At 64.2% G+C, this 22,713-nt stretch carries 22 protein-coding genes; 11 read left to right on the forward strand and 11 right to left on the reverse strand.

The annotated features are described in order from the left end of the window. The first annotated feature begins 190 nt into the window (after positions 1 to 190). From O3298_RS05170 to O3298_RS05180, 3 genes are read left to right on the forward strand one after another with little or no spacing between them, the layout of a single operon-like run. A complete protein-coding gene (locus O3298_RS05170; protein WP_305058681.1) occupies positions 191 to 1,315 on the forward strand; it encodes an efflux RND transporter periplasmic adaptor subunit in 1,125 nt (374 codons plus the stop codon). Next, positions 1,308 to 4,412: an efflux RND transporter permease subunit gene (locus O3298_RS05175; protein WP_305058682.1), complete on the forward strand. Its 3,105-nt coding sequence runs from the start codon at positions 1,308 to 1,310 to the stop codon at positions 4,410 to 4,412. Before O3298_RS05170 ends, O3298_RS05175 begins: the two co-directional genes overlap by 8 nt. Then, positions 4,399 to 5,676 carry a TolC family protein gene (locus tag O3298_RS05180; RefSeq protein ID WP_305058683.1) on the forward strand — a complete coding sequence of 426 codons (1,278 nt, stop codon included), beginning with the start codon at positions 4,399 to 4,401 and terminating at the stop codon, positions 5,674 to 5,676. Before O3298_RS05175 ends, O3298_RS05180 begins: the two co-directional genes overlap by 14 nt. A gap of 65 nt (positions 5,677 to 5,741) precedes the next feature. Here O3298_RS05180 and O3298_RS05185 read toward each other — a convergent pair whose 3' ends face one another. The 6 genes from O3298_RS05185 to O3298_RS05210 form a co-directional block, all read right to left on the reverse strand. Beyond that, positions 5,742 to 5,948 carry a hypothetical protein gene (locus O3298_RS05185; RefSeq protein ID WP_070257461.1) on the reverse strand — a complete coding sequence of 69 codons (207 nt, stop codon included), beginning with the start codon at positions 5,946 to 5,948 and terminating at the stop codon, positions 5,742 to 5,744. Between the two features lie 80 nt (positions 5,949 to 6,028). After that, positions 6,029 to 6,946, reverse strand: a complete 918-nt coding sequence (gene xerD, locus O3298_RS05190; RefSeq protein ID WP_251351763.1) for a site-specific tyrosine recombinase XerD — start codon at positions 6,944 to 6,946, stop codon at positions 6,029 to 6,031. Continuing rightward, positions 6,943 to 7,455 (reverse strand): methylated-DNA--[protein]-cysteine S-methyltransferase, encoded by a 513-nt coding sequence (locus O3298_RS05195; RefSeq protein ID WP_305058684.1) that lies wholly within the window; start codon positions 7,453 to 7,455, stop codon positions 6,943 to 6,945. The genes xerD and O3298_RS05195 overlap by 4 nt, the downstream gene beginning before the upstream one ends. A gap of 425 nt (positions 7,456 to 7,880) precedes the next feature. After that, complete coding sequence (locus O3298_RS05200; RefSeq protein ID WP_305058685.1) at positions 7,881 to 9,161, reverse strand: TRAP transporter large permease; 1,281 nt, start codon at positions 9,159 to 9,161, stop codon at positions 7,881 to 7,883. Further along, the gene (locus O3298_RS05205; RefSeq protein WP_305058686.1) at positions 9,158 to 9,730 is read right to left on the reverse strand and encodes a TRAP transporter small permease; all 573 of its coding nucleotides are present in this window, start codon (positions 9,728 to 9,730) and stop codon (positions 9,158 to 9,160) included. The genes O3298_RS05200 and O3298_RS05205 overlap by 4 nt, the downstream gene beginning before the upstream one ends. Positions 9,731 to 9,853: 123 nt before the next feature. Next, on the reverse strand, positions 9,854 to 10,846 hold the full coding sequence (locus tag O3298_RS05210) for a TRAP transporter substrate-binding protein (RefSeq protein ID WP_305058972.1): 993 nt from the start codon (positions 10,844 to 10,846) through the stop codon (positions 9,854 to 9,856). A gap of 145 nt (positions 10,847 to 10,991) precedes the next feature. On the opposite strand from O3298_RS05210, the gene O3298_RS05215 reads away from it, so the two are divergent. Both O3298_RS05215 and O3298_RS05220 read left to right on the forward strand, forming a co-directional pair. Next, positions 10,992 to 13,010 carry a PAS domain S-box protein gene (locus O3298_RS05215; protein WP_305058687.1) on the forward strand — a complete coding sequence of 673 codons (2,019 nt, stop codon included), beginning with the start codon at positions 10,992 to 10,994 and terminating at the stop codon, positions 13,008 to 13,010. Between the two features lie 32 nt (positions 13,011 to 13,042). After that, a complete protein-coding gene (locus O3298_RS05220; protein ID WP_034780029.1) occupies positions 13,043 to 13,627 on the forward strand; it encodes a response regulator transcription factor in 585 nt (194 codons plus the stop codon). Between the two features lie 46 nt (positions 13,628 to 13,673). Here O3298_RS05220 and O3298_RS05225 read toward each other — a convergent pair whose 3' ends face one another. Continuing rightward, positions 13,674 to 14,510 carry a siderophore-interacting protein gene (locus tag O3298_RS05225; RefSeq protein ID WP_305058688.1) on the reverse strand — a complete coding sequence of 279 codons (837 nt, stop codon included), beginning with the start codon at positions 14,508 to 14,510 and terminating at the stop codon, positions 13,674 to 13,676. Positions 14,511 to 14,533: 23 nt separating this feature from the next. Further along, positions 14,534 to 15,187 (reverse strand): PadR family transcriptional regulator, encoded by a 654-nt coding sequence (locus tag O3298_RS05230; protein ID WP_305058689.1) that lies wholly within the window; start codon positions 15,185 to 15,187, stop codon positions 14,534 to 14,536. 146 nt (positions 15,188 to 15,333) lie between these two features. On the opposite strand from O3298_RS05230, the gene O3298_RS05235 reads away from it, so the two are divergent. After that, positions 15,334 to 15,678 (forward strand): DUF3052 family protein, encoded by a 345-nt coding sequence (locus O3298_RS05235; protein WP_305058690.1) that lies wholly within the window; start codon positions 15,334 to 15,336, stop codon positions 15,676 to 15,678. 7 nt (positions 15,679 to 15,685) lie between these two features. On the opposite strand, the gene queG is transcribed toward O3298_RS05235, so the two are convergent. Then, positions 15,686 to 16,777 carry a tRNA epoxyqueuosine(34) reductase QueG gene (gene queG / locus O3298_RS05240; protein ID WP_099666599.1) on the reverse strand — a complete coding sequence of 364 codons (1,092 nt, stop codon included), beginning with the start codon at positions 16,775 to 16,777 and terminating at the stop codon, positions 15,686 to 15,688. A gap of 78 nt (positions 16,778 to 16,855) precedes the next feature. Between queG and tsaE the strand changes: the two genes are divergently transcribed. From tsaE to O3298_RS05255, 3 genes are read left to right on the forward strand one after another with little or no spacing between them, the layout of a single operon-like run. Further along, complete coding sequence (gene tsaE / locus O3298_RS05245) at positions 16,856 to 17,344, forward strand: tRNA (adenosine(37)-N6)-threonylcarbamoyltransferase complex ATPase subunit type 1 TsaE (RefSeq protein ID WP_225242536.1); 489 nt, start codon at positions 16,856 to 16,858, stop codon at positions 17,342 to 17,344. Beyond that, the gene (locus O3298_RS05250) at positions 17,308 to 18,708 is read left to right on the forward strand and encodes an N-acetylmuramoyl-L-alanine amidase (RefSeq protein WP_305058691.1); all 1,401 of its coding nucleotides are present in this window, start codon (positions 17,308 to 17,310) and stop codon (positions 18,706 to 18,708) included. The genes tsaE and O3298_RS05250 overlap by 37 nt, the downstream gene beginning before the upstream one ends. 14 nt (positions 18,709 to 18,722) lie before the next feature. Then, positions 18,723 to 19,559, forward strand: a complete 837-nt coding sequence (locus O3298_RS05255) for a D-hexose-6-phosphate mutarotase (protein ID WP_305058692.1) — start codon at positions 18,723 to 18,725, stop codon at positions 19,557 to 19,559. A gap of 98 nt (positions 19,560 to 19,657) precedes the next feature. On the opposite strand, the gene O3298_RS05260 is transcribed toward O3298_RS05255, so the two are convergent. Beyond that, positions 19,658 to 20,557 carry a carbonic anhydrase gene (locus O3298_RS05260; protein WP_369811472.1) on the reverse strand — a complete coding sequence of 300 codons (900 nt, stop codon included), beginning with the start codon at positions 20,555 to 20,557 and terminating at the stop codon, positions 19,658 to 19,660. Here O3298_RS05260 and O3298_RS05265 point away from each other — a divergent pair. After that, positions 20,556 to 20,747: a hypothetical protein gene (locus O3298_RS05265; protein ID WP_251351786.1), complete on the forward strand. Its 192-nt coding sequence runs from the start codon at positions 20,556 to 20,558 to the stop codon at positions 20,745 to 20,747. The two genes, O3298_RS05260 and O3298_RS05265, sit on opposite strands and share 2 nt — an antisense overlap. A 99-nt stretch (positions 20,748 to 20,846) precedes the next feature. Here the strand turns inward: O3298_RS05265 and O3298_RS05270 are convergent, their stop codons facing one another. Further along, positions 20,847 to 21,497: a VTT domain-containing protein gene (locus O3298_RS05270; RefSeq protein WP_071075583.1), complete on the reverse strand. Its 651-nt coding sequence runs from the start codon at positions 21,495 to 21,497 to the stop codon at positions 20,847 to 20,849. A 248-nt stretch (positions 21,498 to 21,745) separates the two neighbouring features. On the opposite strand from O3298_RS05270, the gene O3298_RS05275 reads away from it, so the two are divergent. Beyond that, entirely contained in the window at positions 21,746 to 22,684 is a 939-nt protein-coding gene (locus tag O3298_RS05275; RefSeq protein ID WP_099666596.1) for a peptidylprolyl isomerase, read from the forward strand. Positions 22,685 to 22,713: the final 29 nt, after the last annotated feature.

The raw sequence follows: 22,713 nt of genomic DNA on the forward strand, positions 1-22,713 counted from the left end.
CGCGCCGCACCGTGCGCGCACGGAACCTGAAGAATGATTCAGGCGTTCTTGGGCGCTTCTTCAGGACCACATTGCTATGCTTTCCCGGCGCTGTTGTGACGCTGCCTGCGCCACCTGCGCCCCTCTCATTGCCCGCCTGGGCACGGCATCCACGCATGCCCCCTCACCATCAATAACAAGGAAACACGGGATGAACACGACCACCCGCAACGCCCTGGGCGCCAGCTGCGCCCTCGCTCTCGCCTGCTCGGCCCTGGCCGGCTGCGCCAAGCCGACGGCGGCAGCCACGCCGCCCGTCCAAGCGATGCATCTGGACGACGGCAGCATCGCCGTCGACAAGATGTCGCCGCTGCGCCAGCGCCTGCAGGTCGCCGCCGTGCTGGAACAGGACATCGCCACGCAGACGGAAGCGCCGGGCAGCATCGAAGCCATGCCGGAAAAGCTGGTGAAGATCACGCCGCCCCTGGCCGGGCGCATCACGCGCTTGCAGCGCGCCCTGGGTGATAGCGTGAAGGCGGGCGATCCGCTGTTCACGCTGGACTCGGCGGAACTGAGCGCCGCCTACGCGGACGACAGCAAAGCCAGGTCCGCCCTGCTGCAGGCGCGCCAGGAACTGGAACGCCAGAAAACCCTGTTCGAGGCGGAAATCGCCGCGCGCAAGGAGTACGAGGCGGCGCAGGCCACTTTTGCGCAGGCCGGCAGCGACGCCCAGGCCAGCGCCGACAAGCTGGCGCAGTATGGCGCCGGAGCGCGCGGGTCGCGCCGCGACTATGTGCTGCGTTCGCCGATCGCCGGCACCGTGATCGCCATGGAAGGCGCCCAGGGCGGCTACTGGAACGATATCAACGCGCCCGTGATGACGGTGGCCGACCTGTCCACCGTGTGGCTGTCGGCCAACGTGGCCGAAAGGGACCTGGCGCAGGTCGCCGTGGGACAAACGACCAGCATCACCGTCGACGCCTGGCCCGGCAAGGCTTTCGAAGGCAAGGTCGCGTATGTGGGCGCCGTGCTCGACCCCGAGACGCGCACGGTGAAGGTGCGCGTGGCCATCGACAACCGCAGCGGTGCCTTCAAGCCCGGCATGTTCGCCCACGCGGGGTTCGCCGGCGCCAGCCGCCGCGCCCTCCTCGTGCCCGCGTCCGCCCTGCTGCAAAGCGGGCCCTCGACGCGCGTGATGGTCGAACGCAGCGCGCTGGTGTTCTCGCCGCGCGCGGTGGAAGTGGGCGCCAGCCATGGCGACCAGGTGGAAATCGTCTCCGGCCTGAAGGCGGGCGAACGCATCGTCGTCAAGGAAGGAGTGCTGCTCAATGATTGACCGTTTCATCGCCACCTGCTGCCAGCGGCGCGGCATCGTCTGGCTGGTACTGCTGTTCGTCGCCGCCTACGGCGTCTACTGCTGGAAGCAACTGCCCATCGAAGCGTATCCCGACATCGCCGACGTCACCTCGCAAATCGTCACGCAGGTGCCGGGCCTGGGCGCCGAGGAAATCGAGCAGCAGATCACCATTCCGCTCGAACGCGCCCTGCTCGGCACGCCAGGCATGCACGTGCTGCGCACGCGCAGCCTGTTCGCGCTGTCGCTGATCACGGTGGTGTTCGAGGATGGCAGCGACGGCTATTTCACGCGCGAGCGGCTGCAGGAACGCCTCGCCAGCGTCAACCTGCCGTATGAGGCCAAGCCGGGCCTCGATCCCTATACCTCGCCGACGGGCGAGATCTACCGCTATACGCTGGAATCGAAGTCGCGCAGCCTGCGCGAACTGTCCGAGCTGCAGTTCTGGACCGTGATCCCGCGCCTGAAGCAGGTGCGCGGCGTGGCCGATGTGAGCAATTTCGGCGGTTTGACCACGCAATTCATGCTGGAACTCGACCCGGCAAAACTCGACAGCTACGGCTTTTCGCTGGCGCAGGTCAAGGACGCCATCAACGCCAACAACATCAGCGGCGGCGGCAGCGTCATCGACCGCGGCCAGCAATCGTACGTGGTGCGCGGCGTGGGCTTGCTGCATTCGCTCGATGACGTGGGCAACGTCGTCGTCAGCAGCAAGAATGGCGTGCCCGTGCTGGTGAAAGACCTGGGCAAGCTGGCCTACGGCAACGTGGAGCGGCGCGGCATCCTCGGCAAGGACGACAATCCCGACACCATCGAAGGCATCACCCTGCTGCTGAAGGATTTCAACCCGTCCGAGGCGCTGGCGGGCATCCATGCGGCCGTCGACGACCTGAATGCCAATCTGCTGCCGAAGGACGTCAAGGTCGTGCCCTACCTGGACCGCAGCTCGCTGATCGACGCCACCTTGCACACGGTCAGTTACACCCTGGGCGAAGGCATGCTGCTCGTCGCCCTCGTGCTGCTGCTGTATCTGGGCAGCCCGCGCGCGGCCGCGATCGTCGCGCTGACGATTCCGCTGGCCCTGCTGATCGCCTTCATCTTCATGCACCATTTTAAAATTCCCGCCAACCTGCTGTCGCTGGGCGCCATCGACTTCGGCATCCTCGTCGACGGTTCCGTGGTGGTGCTGGAAAACATGCTGCGCCGCCGCGAACGGGAACAGGAACGGCCTCTCACCCTGCAGGACGCCATCGATGCGACCCTGCAGGTGGCGCGCCCCATCATGTTCGGCATGGCCGTCATCATCGCCGCTTATTTACCCCTGTTCGCCTTCCAGCGCATCGAATACAAGCTGTTTTCGCCGATGGCGTATGCGGTGGGCGCAGCGCTCGTGGGCGCGCTGGTGGTGGCGCTGGTGCTGATCCCGGGCCTGGCCTGGCTGGCCTTGCGCAAGCCGCGCCGCACCTTCCATAACCGCGCGCTGGACAAGCTGGCGGGCGCGTACGGGCGTTTCCTCGAACGCATGGTGGGCAAGAAGCGCTGGGTGGCGATGGTGTGCGCCGCCTCGCTGGCGTGCCTGGCGCTGCTGGGCGGCAGCATCGGGCGCGACTTCCTGCCCTACCTCGATGAAGGCTCCTTGTGGTTGCAGGTGCAGATGCCGCCCGGGATCACCTTGGACAAGGCGTCCGAGATGGCCAGCGAACTGCGGCGCGCCGCACTGGAATTCCCCGAAGTGTCGACCATCGTCACGCAGACGGGGCGCAACGACGACGGCACCGATTACTGGACGCCGTCGCACATCGAAGCGAGCGTGGGCCTGCATCCGTACAAGAGCTGGAAGTCAGGCATGAGCAAGCAGCAGCTGATCGCCAAAATGAACGCGCGCTTTGCCAGCATGCCCGGTGTCACCGTGGCTTTCATGCAACCGATGATCGACGGCGTGCAGGATAAATTGTCGGGCGCGCACAGCGACCTGACGGTGAAAATCTTCGGCAATGACCTCGACGAAGTACGCGGCATCGCCGGCAAGGTGGCAAATGTCCTCAAGACTATCCCTGGCGCCTCCGACGTGGCGGTGGACGTGGAGCCGCCGCTGCCCAACCTGAAGGTGGAACTGGACAGGGCAAAGGCGGCCCGCTACGGCATCAACGCGGCGGACGTGGTCGACCTGATTGCCACCGGCATCGGCGGCGCGCCCATCGGCCAAGTGTACGTGGGCGAGAAAAGCTACGACATCGCCGTGCGCTTCCCGCCGGCCACGCGTTCCAGCCCGGACGCCATCGCCAACTTGAAGCTCAACGCCGCCAACGGCGCGAGGATTCCGCTGGCGCAAGTGGCCACCATCAGCACCACCTCGGGCGAAAGCGTGATCGTGCGCGAAATGGGACGGCGCCACATCATCGTGCGCCTGAATGCCCGCGGGCGCGACCTGGCGAGCTTCCTGGCCGAAGCGCGCCCGCTGGTGGCGCAAGCCGTGGCCGATGAACACCAGCGCATCAGCGTCGAATGGGGCGGCCAGTTCGAAAACCTGCAACGCGCGCAAAGCCGGCTGGCGCTGATCCTGCCGATGACCCTGGGCGCCATGTTCCTGCTGCTGTTTGGCCAGTTCCGCAACCTGCGCCAGCCCGCGCTGGTCTTGCTGGCCGTGCCGCTGGCCATGCTCGGTGGCCTGGCCGCGCTGCACCTGCGCGGCATGACCTTGAACGTGTCAAGCGCCGTCGGCTTCATCGCCCTGTTCGGCGTGGCCGTCCTGAATGCCGTGCTGATGCTGGCGCAGATCAACCGCTTGCGCAGCGACGAGGGAAAAAGCCTGCGCGAGGCCGTGCTGGAAGGCGCGCGCGACCGCATGCGTCCCGTACTGATGACGGCCACGGTGGCCGCCCTGGGGCTGACGCCGGCCATGCTGGCGACGGGCCTGGGCAGCGACGTGCAACGCCCGCTGGCCACCGTGGTGGTGGGCGGCCTGGTGACGGCGACCGCACTGACCTTGCTGCTGTTGCCGGCCCTGTATTACCTGATCGAGGCGCACCTGCAAAAACGCCGGATCGACACCGAAGGAGAGACCCATGACACGTTTTAATGTGCTGCTGGCGGCCTGGCTGCTGGCCCCCTGCGCCTTCGCCGCGCCCTTGAGCTTTGAAACCTATCTGTCCGCCGTGGAAAGCCACAGTCTGGAATTGCAGGCGCAGCAGGAAGGCATCACCTCGGCCAAGGCCGGCATCGGCATCGCCGGCCTGCGTCCCGACCCGGAATTCACGCTGGGCGCCACGCGCGAAACCGTGCGCAGCGTCGAACACCGTCCCGTCACGTGGAATCCGGCCATCAGCATGGCCATCGAGACGGGCGGCAAGCGCACCGCGCGCTTGAAGGCGGCGCACAGCAATGTCGCGCTGGCCGAGGAAACGGTGGCAGGCTTCAGGAGCGAGCTGTATGGCACGGCCGCCGCCGCGTTCACGGAAGCTTGCCGCACGCGCGAGGTCCTCGCGCGCAAGGAGCAGACCATGGCGGCCCTGTCGAAGGTAGTCGAGGCGAATACCGTGCGGCGCAAGGCGGGCGACGTAGGCGGCATCGAGCTGCTGCAGTCGCGCGTGGAACGCGACCAGTTCCAGGCCGACCTGGCGCAGGCGCGCAGCGAGGCCGATAGCGCCATGCTGGCCCTGTCGCCGCCGCTGGGGCGCCAGTTCGATGGTCTGTTTCCGCAAGCGCAGCTGGCGTGCGACTTCGCCGCGTACGAGGGCGGCGACGCCGGCGTGCTGGTGCCGCAGGCGCTCGAGGCCCGCAACGACGTGCGCATCGCCCGCGCCACGCTGGACAACCTGCGCGACGGTGCGGCGCTGGTGCGCGCCAACCGCGCCGTCGACCCGACCGTGACCGTAGGCCTGGCCGCCGCGCGCGGCTACCATGACGGCATCGACGCCAGCGGCAATCCCGTCGATGGCGCGCCCCGCTCCCGTGCGCTGTCCATCTCGCTGGCCATCCCCATCCCCCTGTCGCGGCGTGACAAGGGCGACGTGGTGCAAGCCGAAGCGGGGGTCACGCAAGCGATGCTGGCCCTGCGCCAGGCCGAATTACAGGCGGAGACGCAAGTGCGCACGGCGCAGCGGCAGCTGCATGCGGCGCAGGACAGGCTGGCGCGCTACCGAGACGGCGTGCTGGTCGATGCGCAAAAGGTGGTCGACGGCATGCGCCTGTCTTACTTCAGCGGCAATGCCTCGCTGCTGGAATGGCTGGCGGCGCAGCGCTCGGCCGATGACGCGTACCAGGGCTATGTGCAGGCGCGCGCCGATGCGGCCATGGCCAGCACGCAGCTGCAACTGGCGCTTGGCCAGCGGCCGCACTTGTAGCGGGGGAAGGGGAAACGAGGAGATACCGGCGCGGCGATGCCGCACCGGTCGTCAGGAACGGGGAGTTACTGGGGCTGGGCGGGTGCGTCGCCTTCGGCGGCCGGATCTGCATCGACGTCGGCGTCGTCCGCTTCCGGCTCATCGCCTTCGCCGCCGTCGGCCGGCTTCGGATTGTTCTTCGCTTCCAGCTTGCGTCTGGCTTTTTCCTCGGCTTTCTTCTTCTTTTCCAGCTCTTTTTGCCGTTTTTCGTATTGGAAATTTGTCTTGGCCATTTACTACCTCTTTAGTTTTTTATTGTTACAGATAAGCACATAGGGCACATTATGACGCAGTTGGAGCAAATACAAAATTTTTAGCCGCGCGGATGATGCTGCGCATGCAGCAGTTTCAGCCGTTCGCGGGCCACATGCGTGTAAATCTGCGTGGTGGAAATATCGGAGTGCCCCAGTAACAATTGCACAACACGCAAGTCCGCGCCATGGTTGAGCAAATGCGTGGCGAACGCATGGCGCAAGGTATGCGGCGACAGCGGTGCCGTGATGCCGGCGCTCAGCGCGTGTTTCTTGATGATGACCCAGAACATTTGCCGCGTCATGGCGCCGCCGCGCCGCGTGACGAACAGCGCATCGTCCATCTGCCCATCGAGGATGACGCCGCGCGCTTCCTTCAGGTAGCGCTCAATCCACAGCCGCGCCTGCTCGCCGAACGGCACCAGGCGCGTCTTGCTGCCCTTGCCCGTGATGCGCAGCACGCCATCGTTCAGGCTCAGTTCCACCGATTTCAAGTCCACCAGCTCCGACACGCGCAAGCCGCTCGCATACATGAGCTCCAGCATGGTGCGCTCGCGCAGGCCCAGCGGCGTGCTGACGTCGGGCGCCGCCAGCAAGGCTTCCACTTGCGCTTCGCTCAAGGTGTGCACGAAGCGCGCCGGCTGCTTGGCCGAGACCATCTTCAGGCACGGATCGGCCGCGATATGCTTGTGCCGCAAGGCCAGCTGGTAAAAGCGCTTGAGCACGGACAAGCGCCGGTTCGACGACGTCGCCTTGCTCTCGTCGTGGCGGGCCGCGAAATACGCGTCGATATCAGCCGTGGATACTTCGTACAGGCCCTCGCGCCCGGGCCGGTTCACTTCCAGCCAGCGCGCGAACAGACGCATGTCGCGCCGGTAGGCGTCGAGCGAGTTCTTCGACAAGCCGTCTTCCAGCCACAGGCTGTCGCAAAATTCATCGATCAGGGTAGTGTTGTCGGGCGCCAGCAGGCTGTTCATCATCGTTTGGACCATCCCATGCCCTCGACGCCTTCATGCGCCAGCAGCCAGCGCTTGACGCCCAGGTGGAAGCCCGCCGCATCGTCGTGGTGGGCAAAGCCGCCCAGGCCGCCAGCGGCCGTGACCCGGTGGCACGGTATGACCACGGGAAACCAGTTGGCGCCGCAAGCCTGGCCCACGGCGCGCGGGGCCGAGCCGATCAGGCGCGCCACGTCGCCATACGTGCGCACCTGGCCGCGCGGAATGCCGGCAATCGCCGCCCATACGCGCTGCTGGTAGGCGCTGCCCGCGTCTGCCAGTGGCAGGTCGAAGACATAATCGGGATCAAGGAAATAGCGCGCCAGTTGCTGGCACGCCCGCTCGGAGACGGCATCCTGCGCATCTTTTTCCGCGAAGTGCGGCGGCAAATACACCAGTTCGCATACCCGGCCATCCTGCGCGCGCACGCCCATGGCGCCGAACGGCGCGGCCACGATGGCGCTGAACAGTTCACTGCCCTGTTGTTTTTTCATCTGCTGATCAAATTTCAAGTGTGGCATATATACAACCTGCCGGCGCATCTGGCTGCGCCCCGGTGATTATGCACCGACTTTGGGCGTGCCGGCGGACGTTTCCCCCGCACGAAAAAAAAGCGCACCAGTCGGTGCGCTTCAAATATTGCTTCACGTTCCCGGTCGTTTGGGTCCGCCGGTGCCGGCTTGTGGCCGCAGACAGCTATGACTCAACAACTTCTGTGAAACGTGTGTCTCCTCAATATATCCCCGGTATCAATACCGTTTTTATAGACCACTCCCCCACTAACCTTGTTACCAATTCTGTCTTTCAGCCTTGCTACCAGGGCGCATATGCATATACGTGTTTCCCCTTAAGGCTGCCCATCATAGCGCATTTATTCGGCCGGATCGACTTTTTTTGCACCATGACGGGGACAACTGTTTTAGTTGTAAATTAAATTTGGCAACCACAGCGAGATTTGTGGTACGTAGGTAATCAGCACGAGGAAACCCAGCATCGTCAGCAGCCACGGCATCACGGCCACGGTCAGCTCCGAAATGCCCATCTTCGTGATGCCGGACGCCACGTACAGGTTCAGGCCCACGGGCGGATGGCACATGCCGACCTCCATATTGACCACGATCAAGATGCCGAAGTGCACAGGGTCGATGCCCAGCTTCATGGCGACGGGGAACAGAATCGGCGCCATGATCAGCACGATGGACGACGGTTCCATGACGTTACCAGCCAACAACAGCAGCACGTTGACCACCAACAAGAAGCTGATCACGCCCAGGCCCTTGCCCGTAATCCATTCAGCCATCGCTTGCGGGATGTTTTCGCTGGTCATCAGGAACGAGAACAGCACGGCATTCGTGATGATGTACAACAGCATCGCCGACATGGCGGCCGAATCGAGCAAGACCTTGCCCACTTGCTTGATCTTCAAGTCCTTGTAGACGAAGACGGCGATGATGAAGGCGTACACGGCAGCCATGGCGGCCGCTTCCGTCGGCGTGAAGGCGCCCGAATAGATGCCGCCCATGACGATGACGATCAGCAGCAAGCCCCAGGCGCTCTTCTTGAACGTCACGAAACGCTCGCTCCAGCTGGCCTTTTTCATGCGTGGATAATTGTGTTTGCGCGCCAAGAACCACGTGGTCAGGCCCAGCAGCATGGCCAGCATCATGCCGGGAATCACACCCGCCATGAACAGTTTGCCAACGGACGTGTTGGTGCTGACGGAATACATCACCATCACGATCGATGGCGGTATCAAGATGCCCAGGGCGCCCGAGGTGGTGATGACGCCGGCGCCGAAACCGCGCGGATAGCCCTGCTTGACCATGGCCGGCAGGATGATGGAGCCGATCGCCACCACCGTGGCGGGGCTGGAACCGGAGACGGCGGCAAACAGCGCGCACGCCATCACGCCGGCCAGCGCCAGGCCGCCATGCCAGTGACCCACCATGGAGCTGGCGAAATTGATCATGCGCCGCGCCACCCCGCCATGCGTGAGGAAGTTACCCGCCAAAATAAAGAACGGGATGGCCATGATTTCGAATTTTTCGATGCCCGTGAAAATTTTCAGGGCCACCGATTCGATGGGCACGCTGGTCATGGTAAACAGGAACGTCAGTACCGTCAGGCCCAGCGAAATGGAAATGGGCATGCCGGTCAGCATCAGCGCCAGCAGCAATACAAAGATGATCAGCGCGTTCATGCCTTGGCTCCTTTTTCTTCAGCCGTCAATTCATCTTCCAGCCCCTCGACATGCGAGTGGTCGTGTTTCGGCAAGGCGCCCGTCTTGATGAAATGCACCATCACCTGCAGGAAGCGGAAGCACATCAGGTAGGAACCCAGCGGCACGGCCAGGTAGACCAGCCACATCGGCACTTCCATGTCGGCCGAGGTCTGGTCCGTGTGGCCTATCGACCACACGAAGCTGGCGCCCAGGGTGCCCACGACGCCGGTAAACAGGGCGCCGGCGGCCAGGCCGAAAACGATGAAACGGTCGCGCCAGCGGGGATTCATGCGGTTGATCAGCACGTCGACGCCCACGTGGATGCCCGTGCGCACGCCGTAGGCGGCGCCGAACTTGGCCATCCAGACGAACATGTAGATGCACAGTTCCTGGGCCCAGCTGGTATTGATTTGAATCAGGAAGTCTTGCAGGCCGGGGATAGGCAAGCCGGCCAGGTAGCGGTGCACGACCGCGACGAAGATGATGAAGGTGGCCGCGCCCATCAGGGTCGCGATCAGCCACTCTTCCAGGTGATCCAGAAATTTCATGGTGGACTTTCAAAGAATGCGGGTACACGCACTCCCGCGCAGGACGCGCAGGAGCCGTTCAAACGGACTGGCAGGGTGCCCTGCCTGCCGCGCCAGGCGGCGCGGCGCGCTACAGCCTGCGGCTTACTTCGCGCTTTCCTTGTTGATGGCCGAGATCAGATCCTTGCCGATGCGCGCTTCCATGGCCTTCTGCACGGGCGCCAGCGCCTTGCGCCACTCGACCTGCTCCTGCACCGTCAGGGTATAGATCTGCGTCCTGCCCGCTTTCTTGATGGCGTCGAGGGCCTGGTCGTTGTCGCGCTGGGCGATGGCTTTTTCAAACGTGGTCGCCTCGCGCATGGCTTTTTCCAGCTGGCCGCGGATTTCGGGCGGCAAGCCATCCCAGAATTTCTTGTTGACGATGACGGCATAGCCCAGGTAGCCGTGGTTCGACACGGTCACGTGCTTTTGCACTTCATGCATCTTTTGCGTGTACATATTCGATGGCGGATTTTCCGTCCCGTCGACCACGCCCGTCTGCAGCGCCTGATACACTTCCGAGAAGGCCAGCACCTGCGGGTTGGCGCCCAGCGCGCGCATCTGCGCGTCGAGCACCTTGGACGACTGGATGCGCATTTTCAGGCCCTTGAAATCGGCCGGCGTATGCAGCGGCTTGTTGGCCGACATCACCTTGAAGCCGTTATCCCAGTAGGCCAGGCCCGTGATACCCTTGGGTTCCAGTTTTTTCAGCAGGCTCTTGCCGATTTCGCCTTCGGTGACGTTGTACAGCGCCGTCTTGGTGGGGAAGATGTAGGGCAGGTCGAACGCTTCGAATTCCTTTACGCCCAGGGGGCCGAACTTGGCCAGCGACGGCGCCAGCATCTGCACGGCGCCCAGCTGCAGGGCTTCAAGTTCTTCCTTGTCCTTGTACAGCTGGCTGTTCGGGTAGAGTTCGACCTTGACCTTGCCATTCGTGGCTTTCTCGGCCAGCTGCTTGAAGCGCTCGGCGGCCTGGCCTTTCGGCGTATCGGTGGCCACGACGTGGCTGAATTTGATGACGATCGGCGCTTGCGCATAGGCGTGGACGCCGGCGGTGGCGCCGATGGCGGCGCACAGCGCGACGAACAGGGTTTTCATTGGCGGCAGTTGCATTTTTGTCTCCTGAGTGGTTTTTTAAAAAACTTTATTTTTTGTCTACTTGGATATTGTGCCAAAGAAACTACTCCGGCTATTGTGGTTAACCACAATAGCCGGCTCCCGATAAGCCGCTACCCTGCCAGCCATGCCGACTTCCCCCACCTTTGCGCGCCGCTTCAAGCTATCGAGCCCGATGCGCTGGCTGCTGCCCGTCATCCTGCTGCTGCTGTTCCTGTCCATCCTGTTCTGGCTGCCCTGGCAGGCGCGCCAGATGGAAAGCAACGAGCGCCAGGAGCAACTGATCGCCGACACCCTGTGGGTGGAGCAAACCATCCGCTTCCAGCTGGCGCGCAACGAGGAAAGCCTGTTCAACCTGGGCGTGGACATCGCCAGCGCCTCTCTGGGCGCGGAAAAAGTGCACGAACGGCTGCAGCAGATGCTGCGCAATGGCCGCGAACTGCAGCGCGTGCTGTGGCTCGACACCAGCGGCAAGGTGCTGGCCACCAGCGACAACAGCCTGCCGCATGCGCTGTCGTTTTCGGCGGCCTCGCTGACGGCGGCCGACAATGCACGCCGCCTGCACCGGGGCCAATATGCCCAGCCTTCGCAGCAAAGCGGCTTTCCCGATGCGCCGCCCGGCGCCATGCTGATGGATTACCACCAGCCCCTGTTCGATGGCCAGCGCTATGTGGGCAGCCTGGTGGCCACCTACCAGATCAGCAGCCTGCTCGATGAAATGGTGCCGTGGTGGTTTGCGCAGGATAACCAGATCTCCTTGATCGACCGCGACGACAAGGTGCTGGCGCGGCGCGCCGCGGCCGGCCCCGGCCACGGCGTGTACACGCACAAGCGCGCGCTCGACGTGCCCGGCGCCACCATCACCCTGTTTACCGACAGCGTGAAAAGCCAGCCCAAGCTGCTGCCCAATCTGCTGGTCGGCTCCGTCATCGCCCTGTCGCTGGGACTGCTGTGGAGCTTGCTGGCCCTGTGGCGGCATATTTCTCGCCGCCTGGTGGCCGAGGGAGCGTTGCGCCAGCAGATGCTGTTTCGCACGGCGATGGAAAACTCGCTGGTAACGGGCATGCGCGCGCGCGACCTGGAAGGCCGCGTCACGTACGTGAATCCCGCGTTCTGCCAGATCGTCGGCTATCCGCCCGAGGAAATCCTGGGCCGTTTGCCGCCCATGCCCTACTGGGTGCCCGAGGCGCTGGAGGAATACCAGCAGCGCTTCGTCAAGGCGCTGGCCGGCAATCCCACACCGCAGTTCGAGACCTATTTCCAGCGCCCGGACGGCACGCGCGTGCCCGTGCTGATCTTCGAGGCCCCGCTGGTGGACAAGAACGGCCAGCAGACGGGCTGGATGGGTTCCGTGCTCGACATCTCGGACCGCAAGCGGGTCGAGGAATTGAATCGCCAGCAGCAGGAAAAGCTGCAAACGAGTTCGCGCCTGGCCACCATGGGCGAGCTGGCGTCGATGCTGGCGCATGAATTAAATCAGCCGCTGGCGGCCATTTCCAGCTACACGACGGGCGCACTGAACCTGATTCGCCGCGCCATCGAGCATGACGCCCCCGTCGATCCGGGCACCCTGAAGCCGGCGCTGGAACAGGCCAGCGCGCAGGCGCAGCGGGCCGGCCAGATCATCCGCAGCGTGCACGATTTCGTGCGCAAGAGCGAGCCGCAGCGCCAGGATATCGCCATCCGCACCCTGATCGACGGCATCCGCGCGCTGATCGACCTGCAGGCGCGCAAATACTATGTCACCATCCAGGAAGAACTGCCGCCGGACCTGCCGCTGCTGCGCGCCGATCCCGTGATGATCGAGCAAGTGCTGCTGAACCTGACGCGCAACGCCATCGAAGCCATGCAGGATGCGGCGCCGGGACGGCGTATCATGCGCCTGCGGGCCAGCCACGATGCGCAGCAAGGCATGGTGACGGTGGACGTGATCGACCATGGACATGGCATCCCGCAGGACGTGGCCGAGCGGCTGTTTTCGCCGTTTTTCTCGACCAAGTCCGAAGGCATGGGCATGGGGCTGAACATCTGCCGCACCGCCATCGAATTTCACGGCGGCGCACTGACCTTCGGCGCCAACCCCGCTGGCGGTACGATCTTTACATTCAGCGTGCCGGCCGCGCCGCAAGCACCGCACTCGCCTTAACGAATAACGCATAACGACAATCCGGAGACACCATGCTGCACATCATTGACGACGAAGAGGTCGTACGCGACTCCCTGTCCTGGCTGGCTGCCTCGCGCAGCATCGAGGCGCGCAACTACGCCAGCGCCCAGCAATTCCTCGATAGCCTGGACGGCAGCTTCGACGCCGCCGGCGACTGCGTGCTGCTCGACGTGCGCATGCCCGACATGAACGGCATCGCCCTGTTCGACCAACTGGTCAAGCGCGACCTGACGGCGCGCCTGCCCGTGATTTTCCTCACCGGTCACGGCGACGTGCCGATGGCCGTCGACAGCCTGAAACGGGGCGCTTTCGATTTCTTTGAAAAGCCGTTCAACGACAACGACCTGATGGACCGCGTGCAGCAGGGACTGGCCAACTCGCGCCAGGCGGGCGAACTGGCCGCCGTGCACGCGCGCCTGGCCACCCTGTCGACGCGCGAACGCGAAGTGCTGGACCTGATTCTGGCGGGGAAGATGAACAAGGTGGTGGCCGACAAGCTGGGCATCAGCATGCGCACCGTGGAAGTCCACCGCGCGCATATCTTCGACAAGATGCAGGTCAAGACGGCAGTGGAGCTGGCGGGGTTGTTGAAGTAGAATGAAATCCGGGGTCAGACCCCGGATCGAGGTTTCAAGTATCTAATCAGTCGTCGTGATGCTCATGGTGCTCTTCCACGCCATGCTTCCAGTAGCTGGCCACGTGCAGATGCTGCTTCGGCACCCCGGCGTCGATGAAATGCCCGCGCAAGCCCTGCACCTGCGCATGCTCGCACGCCACCCACACGTAGCCATCGCCATCCTGCGGCAAGGCGACCTGCGCCAATTCCTCCAGCAGCAGCGGTCCCTTGCGGCCATGGCGCGCCACCCAGCGCACGTCCAGCTGCGCCGCGCTGTCCAACGCGATCTGTTCGCCGTCTTCGACGATCTCGATCACGGCCGTCGCGCGCGCCGTGGCCGGCAGCTGCTCCAGGCGGCGGGCAATGGCCGGCAAGGCCGTCTGGTCGCCCACCAGCACATACCAGTCGAAATCAAGCGGCACCAGCATCGAGCCGCGCGGTCCGCCCACGCCCAGGGTCTGGCCGGGTGCAGCTTGCGCCGCCCAGCTGGCTGCGGGGCCGTCGCCATGCAGCACGAAGTCGATTTCCAGCTCGCGCCGCGCCGCGTCGTAGCGGCGCGGCGTGTAGTTGCGAGCGATGGGACGCGCGCCTTCCGCGTACTGGATGGGATTCGCGCCATTGCCCAGCACGGGAAACACGGGCACCGTTTCGCCGGGAGCGGGGAAGAACAGCTTCACGTGGTCGTCGTGCGCCGGCGAGACAAAGCCGTCCAGGTCGTCGCCGACCAGGGTGATGCGGCGCATGTGCGGCGTCAGCTGCTCGGTGCGCACGACGGTGAGCACGCGCAGTTTCAAGTCATGCCGCACGCGCTCGATGGCATGCGGACGTGGTGATGCAGGTGATGCTGGAGAGGCGGTAGTCATGTGCTTATCCTTGTAAAGTAGGCTCAGTGGCCATCGACGATGGCATTCGCCGCCTGTTCCAGCACGGCCGAGACGCGCTCGGCTTCCGCGTCGCTCCAGTTGGTCTTGTTCAGCAACAGCGCATGCTTGAGGGTGTGCATGGCCTGGCGCACGCGCTCGGGCAAGGCGTTGCGCGCCTGGACGCGGGCAAACATGTCGAGGCGGGCCAGGATGCCGTCCACCTGGGCACGGTTCTCGTCGAGGTAGGCGCGGCCCAGGTCCGTGATCGTGTAGAGCTTTTTGCCGCTGGCGCTTTCGCTTGACGTCACGTGGTCCTGCTCTTCCAGCAGGGTCAGGGTCGGATACACGGCGCCCGGGCTGGGGGCATAGGCGCCGCCGCAACGCTCTTCGATGGCCTTGATGATTTCATAGCCGTGACGGGGGCTGATCTCGATCAGCGCCAGCACGATCAGCGGCAGGTCGCCGCGGCCGAAGACGCGCTCGGCCCGTTCGCCGCGCCCACCCCGGCCACCGGGGCCGCCAGGGCTCATGCCGTCGCCGCGCTCGTCGAAGCCGCGCGGACCGCGGCCGTGCAGGTAGTGTTCGTGGCGGTGTTCGCCGTGATGGTGGTGCTGGCCACAATGGCCGTGATGATGATGGCCACCGTGGCCGTGTTCTGCGTGGTGTGAGTTTCTCATGTTTTCTCTTTAAAGATATATCGTTAGTAGGTATCGCCATTTTATAACGATATATCGATAAGTCAAGGGGAAATTTGTTATGCTCGTCTTTCTCCAATCGACACGCCCCTGCCATGCCTGACAAAACCACCGCTGAAAAAATGTATGTGAAAAATGCCAAAGCCCTGGCCGTGCTCAATGACGGCGGCGAGCACGATGCCCTGCTGGCGCAGCTGCCGGCCGAGCGGCGGGTGAGTGAAGGAGAAAGCGCCGACTGGATCGTGCTGTTCGCGCGCAGCCGCGCGGAACTGGAGCAATTCCTGCCGGTGGCGCAGGCGCGCCTGGCGCCCGGCGGCGCGGTCTGGGTGGCGTACCGCAAGGGTGGCGTGAAGGCGGGCAGCGACATCCACCGCGACGATATCCGCAATTTTGCGCAAACCATGGGACTCGACAGCGTGGCAATGATCGCCATCGACGCAAACTGGTCGGCGCTGCGCCTGAAGCAGGCTTGAGAGGGGGTTAAACGACGCCGTGCAAGGCCAGCGCCCACTCGACGTGCTCCCGCACGATGGCCGACGGGTGCTCGCGGCGCGACAGCAGGGCCGCGACGATGTCGGCCTGGCCCCGGGCCTTGGCGGCCGCGTTGCCCATGCCGACGGCCAGGTTGCGCAGCCAGCGTTCGTGGCCGATGCGGCGAATCGCGCTGCCTTCCATGCGGCGGTTGAATTCTTCTTCCGTCCAGGCGAACAGCTCCACCATGCCGGCGCTGCCCAGGCTGTGGCGCTCGTCGAAATCGGGCACCACGGCGCGCTGAGCGAACTTGTTCCACGGGCAGACGGTCTGGCAATCGTCGCAGCCGTACACCTTGTTGCCGATCAAAGGCCGCATCTCGACGGGAATGGCACCCTTCAATTCGATGGTCAGGTAGGAGATGCAGCGGCGCGCATCGAGCTTGTGCGGCCCCAGGATGGCTTGCGTGGGGCACACCGTGATGCATGCCGAGCACTGGCCGCAGCGTGGCGTTTCCGGCGGGTCGACCGGCAGCGGCACGTCGATGAGGATCTCGCCGAGGAAAAAGAAGGAGCCGCCCTGGCGGTTGATCAGCAAGGTGTGCTTGCCGCGCCAGCCCAAGCCCCCTTTTTGCGCCAGCTCGACTTCCATCACGGGCGCCGAATCGCTGAAGACGCGGTAACCGAAGTCGCCGATCTCGCCCTTGATGCGCTCGGCCAGCTGCTGCAGGCGCGAACGCATGACCTTGTGGTAGTCGCGGCCCCGCGCATACACGGAAATCACGGCCGCTGCGGGATCGGCGTCGCGCGCCGCCTCGCGTTCGCGCCAGTCGGGCCCCAGCGCCGGCGGCAAATAATTCATGCGCGCGCTGATGGCGCGCACCGTGCCCGGCACCAGTTCGGCCGGGCGGGCGCGCTTCATGCCGTGGCTGGCCATGTAATCCATTTCGCCGTGATACCCTGCATCGAGCCAGGCTTGCAAGGGCGCTTCCATGTGCGACAGGTCCACGTCGGCGATGCGCACCTCGGCAAAACCCAGCTCGCGCCCCCATTCTTTAATGGTGCGCGCCAGGGCGGCGAGATCGGTGACGGTGGCGGACATAGGGGACTTTACGGAAAACGGCAGGCGCGCGGGCGGTTACAATGACAGCAGCCTCCATTTTATGCGATACAGAAGATAATGACCGAACACTTCAAAGCCCACCTCCACGACGAAGCCGGTACCGCCGCGCTGGGCGCCGCGCTGGCGCGCGCGCTGGCGCCGGGCCTGGCCATCTACCTGCACGGCGACCTGGGCGCCGGCAAGACGGCCCTCACGCGCGCCCTGCTGCACGCGGCCGGCCATGCGGGCCACGTCAAGAGCCCCACGTATACCCTGTCCGAACCGTACACGGTGCAGCTCGATGGCCAGAGCGTCAACGTCATCCACTTCGACCTGTACCGCATGGGCAGTGCCGAGGAATTTCTCGACGCGGGTTTTCGCGAAGACTTCAACGGCCGCAATATCTGCATCGTCGAATGGCCGGAGAAAGCCGAACCGGTGCTGCCGCCGGCGGACCTGAATATTTATTTGAACGTTGCGGGTACAGGACGTGATGTAGAATTGCAAGCGTCTTCTGAATTGGGTCTGTCATGCCTTCACCGTCTCAAATTCGCCCCGAACCTTTGATCGCCTCGCCCATCACCCGGCGCACGGTGCTCAAGGCCGGCGGCACCCTGCTGTTGTCCGTGTTCGCGCCCATGTCGGCGATGGCGGCGCAAATTCTCGCCGTGCGCGTCTGGCCGGCCGAGGACTACACCCGCGTCACCCTGGAAAATGACAGCATCCTCAAGGCGACCCACTTCATCGTCAAGGATCCGGAACGGCTGGTGGTCGACATCGAAGGCCTGGAACTCAATCCCACCCTGAAGGGCCTGGTGGCGAAGATCCAGTCGAACGACCCGTATATCAAGCAGGTGCGCGTGGGCCAGAACCGGCCCAACGTGGTGCGCCTGGTGTTCGACCTGAAGGAAGAAGTCACGCCGCAGCTGTTTACCCTGCCGCCGGCCGGCTCCTACAACCACCGTTTGATCTTCGACCTGTATCCCGTGCGCGAGCCGGACCTGATCGCGCAGATGATCGAAAAGGGCGACTGGTCGAGCGACCCGGCCAAGCCGCCCATGGCCGGCACGCACACGCCGCCGCCCGCGCTGCCCCTGCCCGAGAGCGGCAAGCCGCCCGTGGCCGCCGTGGCGCCGCCGGTAGCGCCCATCGTGCCGCCCGTACCCGATATCCGTCCGGAGCAGCGCCCCGAAGCGCGCCCGCTGCCGGGCCAGAAAGTGGTGCGCATGATTACCATCGCGCTCGATCCCGGCCACGGCGGCGAAGACCCGGGCGCCATGGGCAGCCGGGGCAGCCGCGAAAAAGACGTGGTACTGGCCATCGCCAAGCGCCTCAAGACCAAGCTGGAACTGCAGAGTAACATGCGCGTCATGCTCACGCGCGACGCCGACTTCTTTGTCCCGCTGGGCATGCGCGTGGAAAAGGCGCGCAAGGTGCAGGCCGACCTGTTCGTCTCCATCCACGCCGACGCCTTCATCCAGCCGACGGCGCGTGGCTCGTCCGTGTTCGTGCTGTCCGAAAAGGGCGCCACCTCGACGGCCGCGCGCTGGCTGGCCAACAAGGAAAACCAGGCCGACCTGATCGGCGGCGTCAACGTGAAGAACCACGACAAGCAGCTGGCCAGCGTGCTGCTCGACCTGTCGACGACGGCGCAGATCAATGACAGCATGAAGCTGGGCAAGGCCGTGCTGCGCGAAATCGGCGGAATCAACCGCCTGCACAAGGGTTCCGTCGAGCAGGCCGGCTTCGCCGTGCTGAAGGCGCCCGACATTCCCTCCATCCTGATCGAGACGGCGTTCATCTCGAACCCGGAAGAAGAAGCCAAGCTGACCGACAACGGCTACCAGGACCAGATGGCCGACGCCATCGTCACGGGCATCAAGAATTACTTTGCCAAGAATCCGCCGCTGGCGAAAAGCCGCCTGACCTGACATGAAAGCCTAGCATGAGCAACAGCACTTTTGGCCTGCTGCCGGCCGTGACCATCCGCGCCGCAGACGGCGCGCAGGCGACCGTCACCCTGTACGGCGGCCACCTGGTCTCGTGGCGGACCAGCGATGGCCAGGAGCGCCTGTTCTGCAGCCGCGCATCGAGCCTCGATGGCAGCCGCGCCATCCGTGGCGGCGTGCCCGTGATCTTCCCCCAGTTCGGCGCGCGCGGCACGGGCATGCGCCACGGCTTTGCGCGCGTGGCGACGTGGCAGCTGGAATCGACGGGCGACGCCGATGGCGCAGCCTGGGCGCAATTTGTCCTGACCCAGACTGACTTGCCGGAAGCGATCGCCGCCGCCTGGCCTTATGCCTTCACCCTGCGCCTGCGCGTGGCCGTCAAGGCGCAATCGCTGGAACTGCACCTGTCCGTGCACAACACGGGCGAACAGGCGTTTCCGTTCTCGGCCGCCCTGCACAGCTATTTTGCGATTGATCAATTGAGCGAGGCGCGCATTGGCGGCTTGCAGCGCGTGCGCTATTCGGACGAGACGCCGCAAGACGCCTTGCAGGCGGAAGAGGTGCTGCAATTCGCGGACAAGCTGGACCGCATCTACTACCAGTTGCCGGGCGCCTTGAGCCTGCAATCCGGCAGCCATACCCTGCGCCTGGAACAGCAGGGCTTTACGGATGCCGTCGTGTGGAACCCGGGCGCGCAAGACGCGGCCGCCCTGTCCGACCTGGACGACGACGAGTACCAGCGCTTCCTCTGCATCGAGCCGGCCCTGATCCAGCCCGACCTGCTGGCTGCCGGCGCCGAATGGACCGGCCGCCAGCGCCTTGAATTTACATAAGAGCGACTGAACAAGTCCAGGGCTAGGCGCCTCGCCGAAGGCAGTACGCATGTACGACGAGGCGGGGTAACAACGCCATGGGCTTTTCTCAGGCGCTCTTAATTCGACTCCTTGATGATGCGGCCGTTGGCAGGCTGGATCGGGCGCGCATTCAAGGGATACAGACGGCTGAACAGCGCCATCTGCGCCGGCGAAGCCTGCACCGGCTGCTTCATCACCATCCACAGCACGCCTTCGCTGCAAGGCGGCTCCGTCATCGATCCCATGTAGGTGTAGTAATCGCGCCGCGTCGGCAGCATCTCGGCCGGGTCGAGCAGGATGGTCGGCTGCATGGTCTCGAATTTTTCCAGCGGCAGATTGTTCCACACGGTCTGGATGGTCGCCTGCGGCGCTCCCCGCTCCAGCAGCAGCGCCAGCACGGCTTGCCGGCCTTCCGCATCGCGGTGCACCAGATGCACCACCATCTCGAATGCCTTGCCATTGATGCGCTCTTCGGACGGACGATGGAAATGGAATTGCTGCAGCTCGAACATGCGGTTCTGCACCGTGATGTAATTGCCGCCGCTGACGCCCACCTGCACCGTGTGGCCATTGTCGACCACATTGAACGACGACGGGTGGTAGTCAAAGCTGATCTGCTCAAGCTCCACCTTCATGCCATCGCGGATATCGATCGGCGACTGGCGGCTGCCATTGCCGCACTTGGCCCAGTCGACATTGATCTTGCTCCAGTTGGACGGGCCGCTGTCGCCCTCGTACGACCAGTGCGTGCCGCGCGGCACGGGTGGCGGTGGCGGCGGCGCGGCCTTCACCACGGCGGCGCGCTTGGCGCGGGCGGCGGCGCGGGCCGCCTGGGTGGCGCGCATTTCCGCCAGGCGCGCCGCGATGCGTTCGGACAGGTCGACTTCGGCCGCTTCTTCCTTCTCGCGCGCCGTCGGCGCGACGACGACAGACGCCTTGGCCTCCTTGCCCTTCACCGATTCGGTCAGGGTTTTCATGGCGGCCGCACGCGCCGACGCCGACATGGGCGCGGATGCAGCGGCGCTCGCCGAAGCGGGGGCATCTTTGGCGCTTGCCATGGCCGCCATCGCGGCAAGGCTGCAAGCTAACAGGGCGCTCAAATGTCGCATGGAAATCCAGAAAGTGAGAATACCCTCTGGTTTACGGCTGGAAAGCAACAAAACTTGAATCAGGGCGGGAGTAAAACAGAAACAAGACAGAGAAAAACGGGATCCGGGGCCGGCTGCGGGCTGTGCCGCAGCGCGCTGGCCCCGGATCCATGCGGCCTTACGCCGACTTGCCGACCATGCGCTTGTAGAGTTTCCACATACCGCCCAGCACCACCGGCACGACGGCGGCGCCGACTCCGATCAGCACGATCAAGGTCAGGTGGTCGCGGATCCATGGGATATTGCCGAAGAAGTAACCGGCCGTCACCAGACCGACCACCCACAACAGGGCGCCCGTCACGTTGTACATCTGGAAGCGCGCATGCGTCATGTCGGAAATGCCAGCCACGAACGGCGCGAAGGTGCGCACCACCGGTACGAAACGGGCCAGGATGATGGTCTTGCCGCCGTGCTTTTCAAAGAATTCATGCGTGCGGCGCATGGCATCCTTGTTGATCCAGCGGTAATCGTGGGTAAACACCCTTTGCCCGATGGCCTCGCCTATCCAGTAATTGAGCGTGTTGCCCGTGACGGCGGCCGTCACCAGCAAGGCTATCAGCAAGCCCAGGTGCATCTGTCCCGTCGCGCAAAACGCGCCGGCGATAAACAATAAGGTATCCCCAGGGAAGAAAAACAGCACCACGAGGCCTGTCTCGCAAAAAATAATGGCAAACAGCACCGCATACACGAGGGTACCGTACTGCTCGATCAAGAGACCCAGCGTCTTGTCGACATGCACGATCATGTCGAGGAATTGCACAAAATCCATATATTTTTCCCTAAAGGTAGCGGCGGAATCATACACCACCCAGCCAGCGCAACGGCAGTCCCCAGGCCGATATTTCGTGATTAATTCGGCAGCGCCCTTGGCGGCGTGGCATTTTAAGTAAAGGTTAAGGAAACGCCTTATCGGCAGGCAACTGCCAGGATTGCCATATGCAATGTTTTTCCAACGAAATATTGGCATTCCGGTATACACTTTCTGCACGGCGCAACCCGCGCCGACCAGGAGAAAACATGTATCGACACCCACTGAGCGGCCTGACCATGGCCACCGTACTGGGCCTTGCACATCTGACTGCCCACGCGGCGCCCGTCCAGATCAAGGCGCCCGCCGAACTGCCCGCCAAGGCGACCTTGGCCGACGTGATCAAGGCTTCGAAGCCGTCCGACTGGCGTGCGCTGGACCCGGACAACACCCTGTACCTGGACATTCCCGCCGGCCGCGTGGTGATCGAACTGGCGCCGGACTTCGCGCCGAAACACGTGGCCAACATCAAGGCCCTGGTGGCCGAGCAGTATTACGACGGCCTGGCCATCACGCGCGCGCAGGACAACTGGGTGGCGCAGTGGGGCGATCCGAACGAGAAAAATCCAAAACCGATCCAGCATGCCCAGCGCACCCTGCCCGGCGAATTTACGGTACCTTTGACAAACGTCAAGAGCTTCACGCGCCTGCCGGACGTCGACGGCTATGCGCCGCAAGTCGGCCATTCGAACGGTTTCCCGTCCGCGCGCGATCCGAAAACCGGCACGGCCTGGCTCACGCACTGCTATGCCACCGTGGGCGTGGGGCGCGACAGCGCCAGCGACAGCGGCGGCGGCACGGAGCTGTACGCCGTCATCGGCCAGTCGCCGCGCCACCTGGACCGCGACATCACCGTCGTCGGCAGAGTCGTCTCCGGCATGCCATTGCTGTCCACCCTGCCCCGCGGCACGGGCCCCATGGGCTTTTATGACAGCCCCGAGAAAAACGTGCCGATCAAGGCCATCCGCCTGGCTGCCAGCGTGCCTTTGGCGCAGCGCAGCAACCTGGAAGTGATGCGCACCGACAGCGCCGCCTACCAGGCCGTGCTGGAAGCCCAGCGCCACCGCGGCGGCCCGTGGAGCAAGGTCACGGCCGGCCATGTCGACGTGTGCAATGCGCCGATACCGGTGCGGGAGGTGGCGAAGTAGCCGGTGCCCGGCAATTCGCAACCCGTTAT

Source organism: Janthinobacterium sp. SUN137, from assembly GCF_030587265.1.
Classification (GTDB): Bacteria; Pseudomonadota; Gammaproteobacteria; order Burkholderiales; family Burkholderiaceae_D; genus Janthinobacterium; species Janthinobacterium kumbetense.

Coding starts and splice junctions, on each gene's coding strand:
- O3298_RS05260 (WP_369811472.1), bottom strand. CDS start 20,557: ATGAAAACCCTGACCGAATCGGTGAAGGGCAAGGAGGCCAAGGCGTCT.
- tsaE (WP_225242536.1), top strand. CDS start 16,856: ATGACCGAACACTTCAAAGCCCACCTCCACGACGAAGCCGGTACCGCC.
- O3298_RS05175 (WP_305058682.1), top strand. CDS start 1,308: ATGATTGACCGTTTCATCGCCACCTGCTGCCAGCGGCGCGGCATCGTC.
- O3298_RS05270 (WP_071075583.1), bottom strand. CDS start 21,497: ATGGATTTTGTGCAATTCCTCGACATGATCGTGCATGTCGACAAGACG.
- queG (WP_099666599.1), bottom strand. CDS start 16,777: ATGTCCGCCACCGTCACCGATCTCGCCGCCCTGGCGCGCACCATTAAA.
- O3298_RS05225 (WP_305058688.1), bottom strand. CDS start 14,510: ATGACTACCGCCTCTCCAGCATCACCTGCATCACCACGTCCGCATGCC.
- O3298_RS05220 (WP_034780029.1), top strand. CDS start 13,043: ATGCTGCACATCATTGACGACGAAGAGGTCGTACGCGACTCCCTGTCC.
- O3298_RS05265 (WP_251351786.1), top strand. CDS start 20,556: ATGGCGGCCGCACGCGCCGACGCCGACATGGGCGCGGATGCAGCGGCG.
- O3298_RS05195 (WP_305058684.1), bottom strand. CDS start 7,455: ATGAAAAAACAACAGGGCAGTGAACTGTTCAGCGCCATCGTGGCCGCG.
- O3298_RS05275 (WP_099666596.1), top strand. CDS start 21,746: ATGTATCGACACCCACTGAGCGGCCTGACCATGGCCACCGTACTGGGC.
- O3298_RS05205 (WP_305058686.1), bottom strand. CDS start 9,730: ATGAAATTTCTGGATCACCTGGAAGAGTGGCTGATCGCGACCCTGATG.
- O3298_RS05215 (WP_305058687.1), top strand. CDS start 10,992: ATGCCGACTTCCCCCACCTTTGCGCGCCGCTTCAAGCTATCGAGCCCG.
- O3298_RS05200 (WP_305058685.1), bottom strand. CDS start 9,161: ATGAACGCGCTGATCATCTTTGTATTGCTGCTGGCGCTGATGCTGACC.
- xerD (WP_251351763.1), bottom strand. CDS start 6,946: ATGATGAACAGCCTGCTGGCGCCCGACAACACTACCCTGATCGATGAA.
- O3298_RS05255 (WP_305058692.1), top strand. CDS start 18,723: ATGAGCAACAGCACTTTTGGCCTGCTGCCGGCCGTGACCATCCGCGCC.
- O3298_RS05210 (WP_305058972.1), bottom strand. CDS start 10,846: ATGAAAACCCTGTTCGTCGCGCTGTGCGCCGCCATCGGCGCCACCGCC.
- O3298_RS05170 (WP_305058681.1), top strand. CDS start 191: ATGAACACGACCACCCGCAACGCCCTGGGCGCCAGCTGCGCCCTCGCT.
- O3298_RS05230 (WP_305058689.1), bottom strand. CDS start 15,187: ATGAGAAACTCACACCACGCAGAACACGGCCACGGTGGCCATCATCAT.
- O3298_RS05180 (WP_305058683.1), top strand. CDS start 4,399: ATGACACGTTTTAATGTGCTGCTGGCGGCCTGGCTGCTGGCCCCCTGC.
- O3298_RS05250 (WP_305058691.1), top strand. CDS start 17,308: ATGCCTTCACCGTCTCAAATTCGCCCCGAACCTTTGATCGCCTCGCCC.
- O3298_RS05185 (WP_070257461.1), bottom strand. CDS start 5,948: ATGGCCAAGACAAATTTCCAATACGAAAAACGGCAAAAAGAGCTGGAA.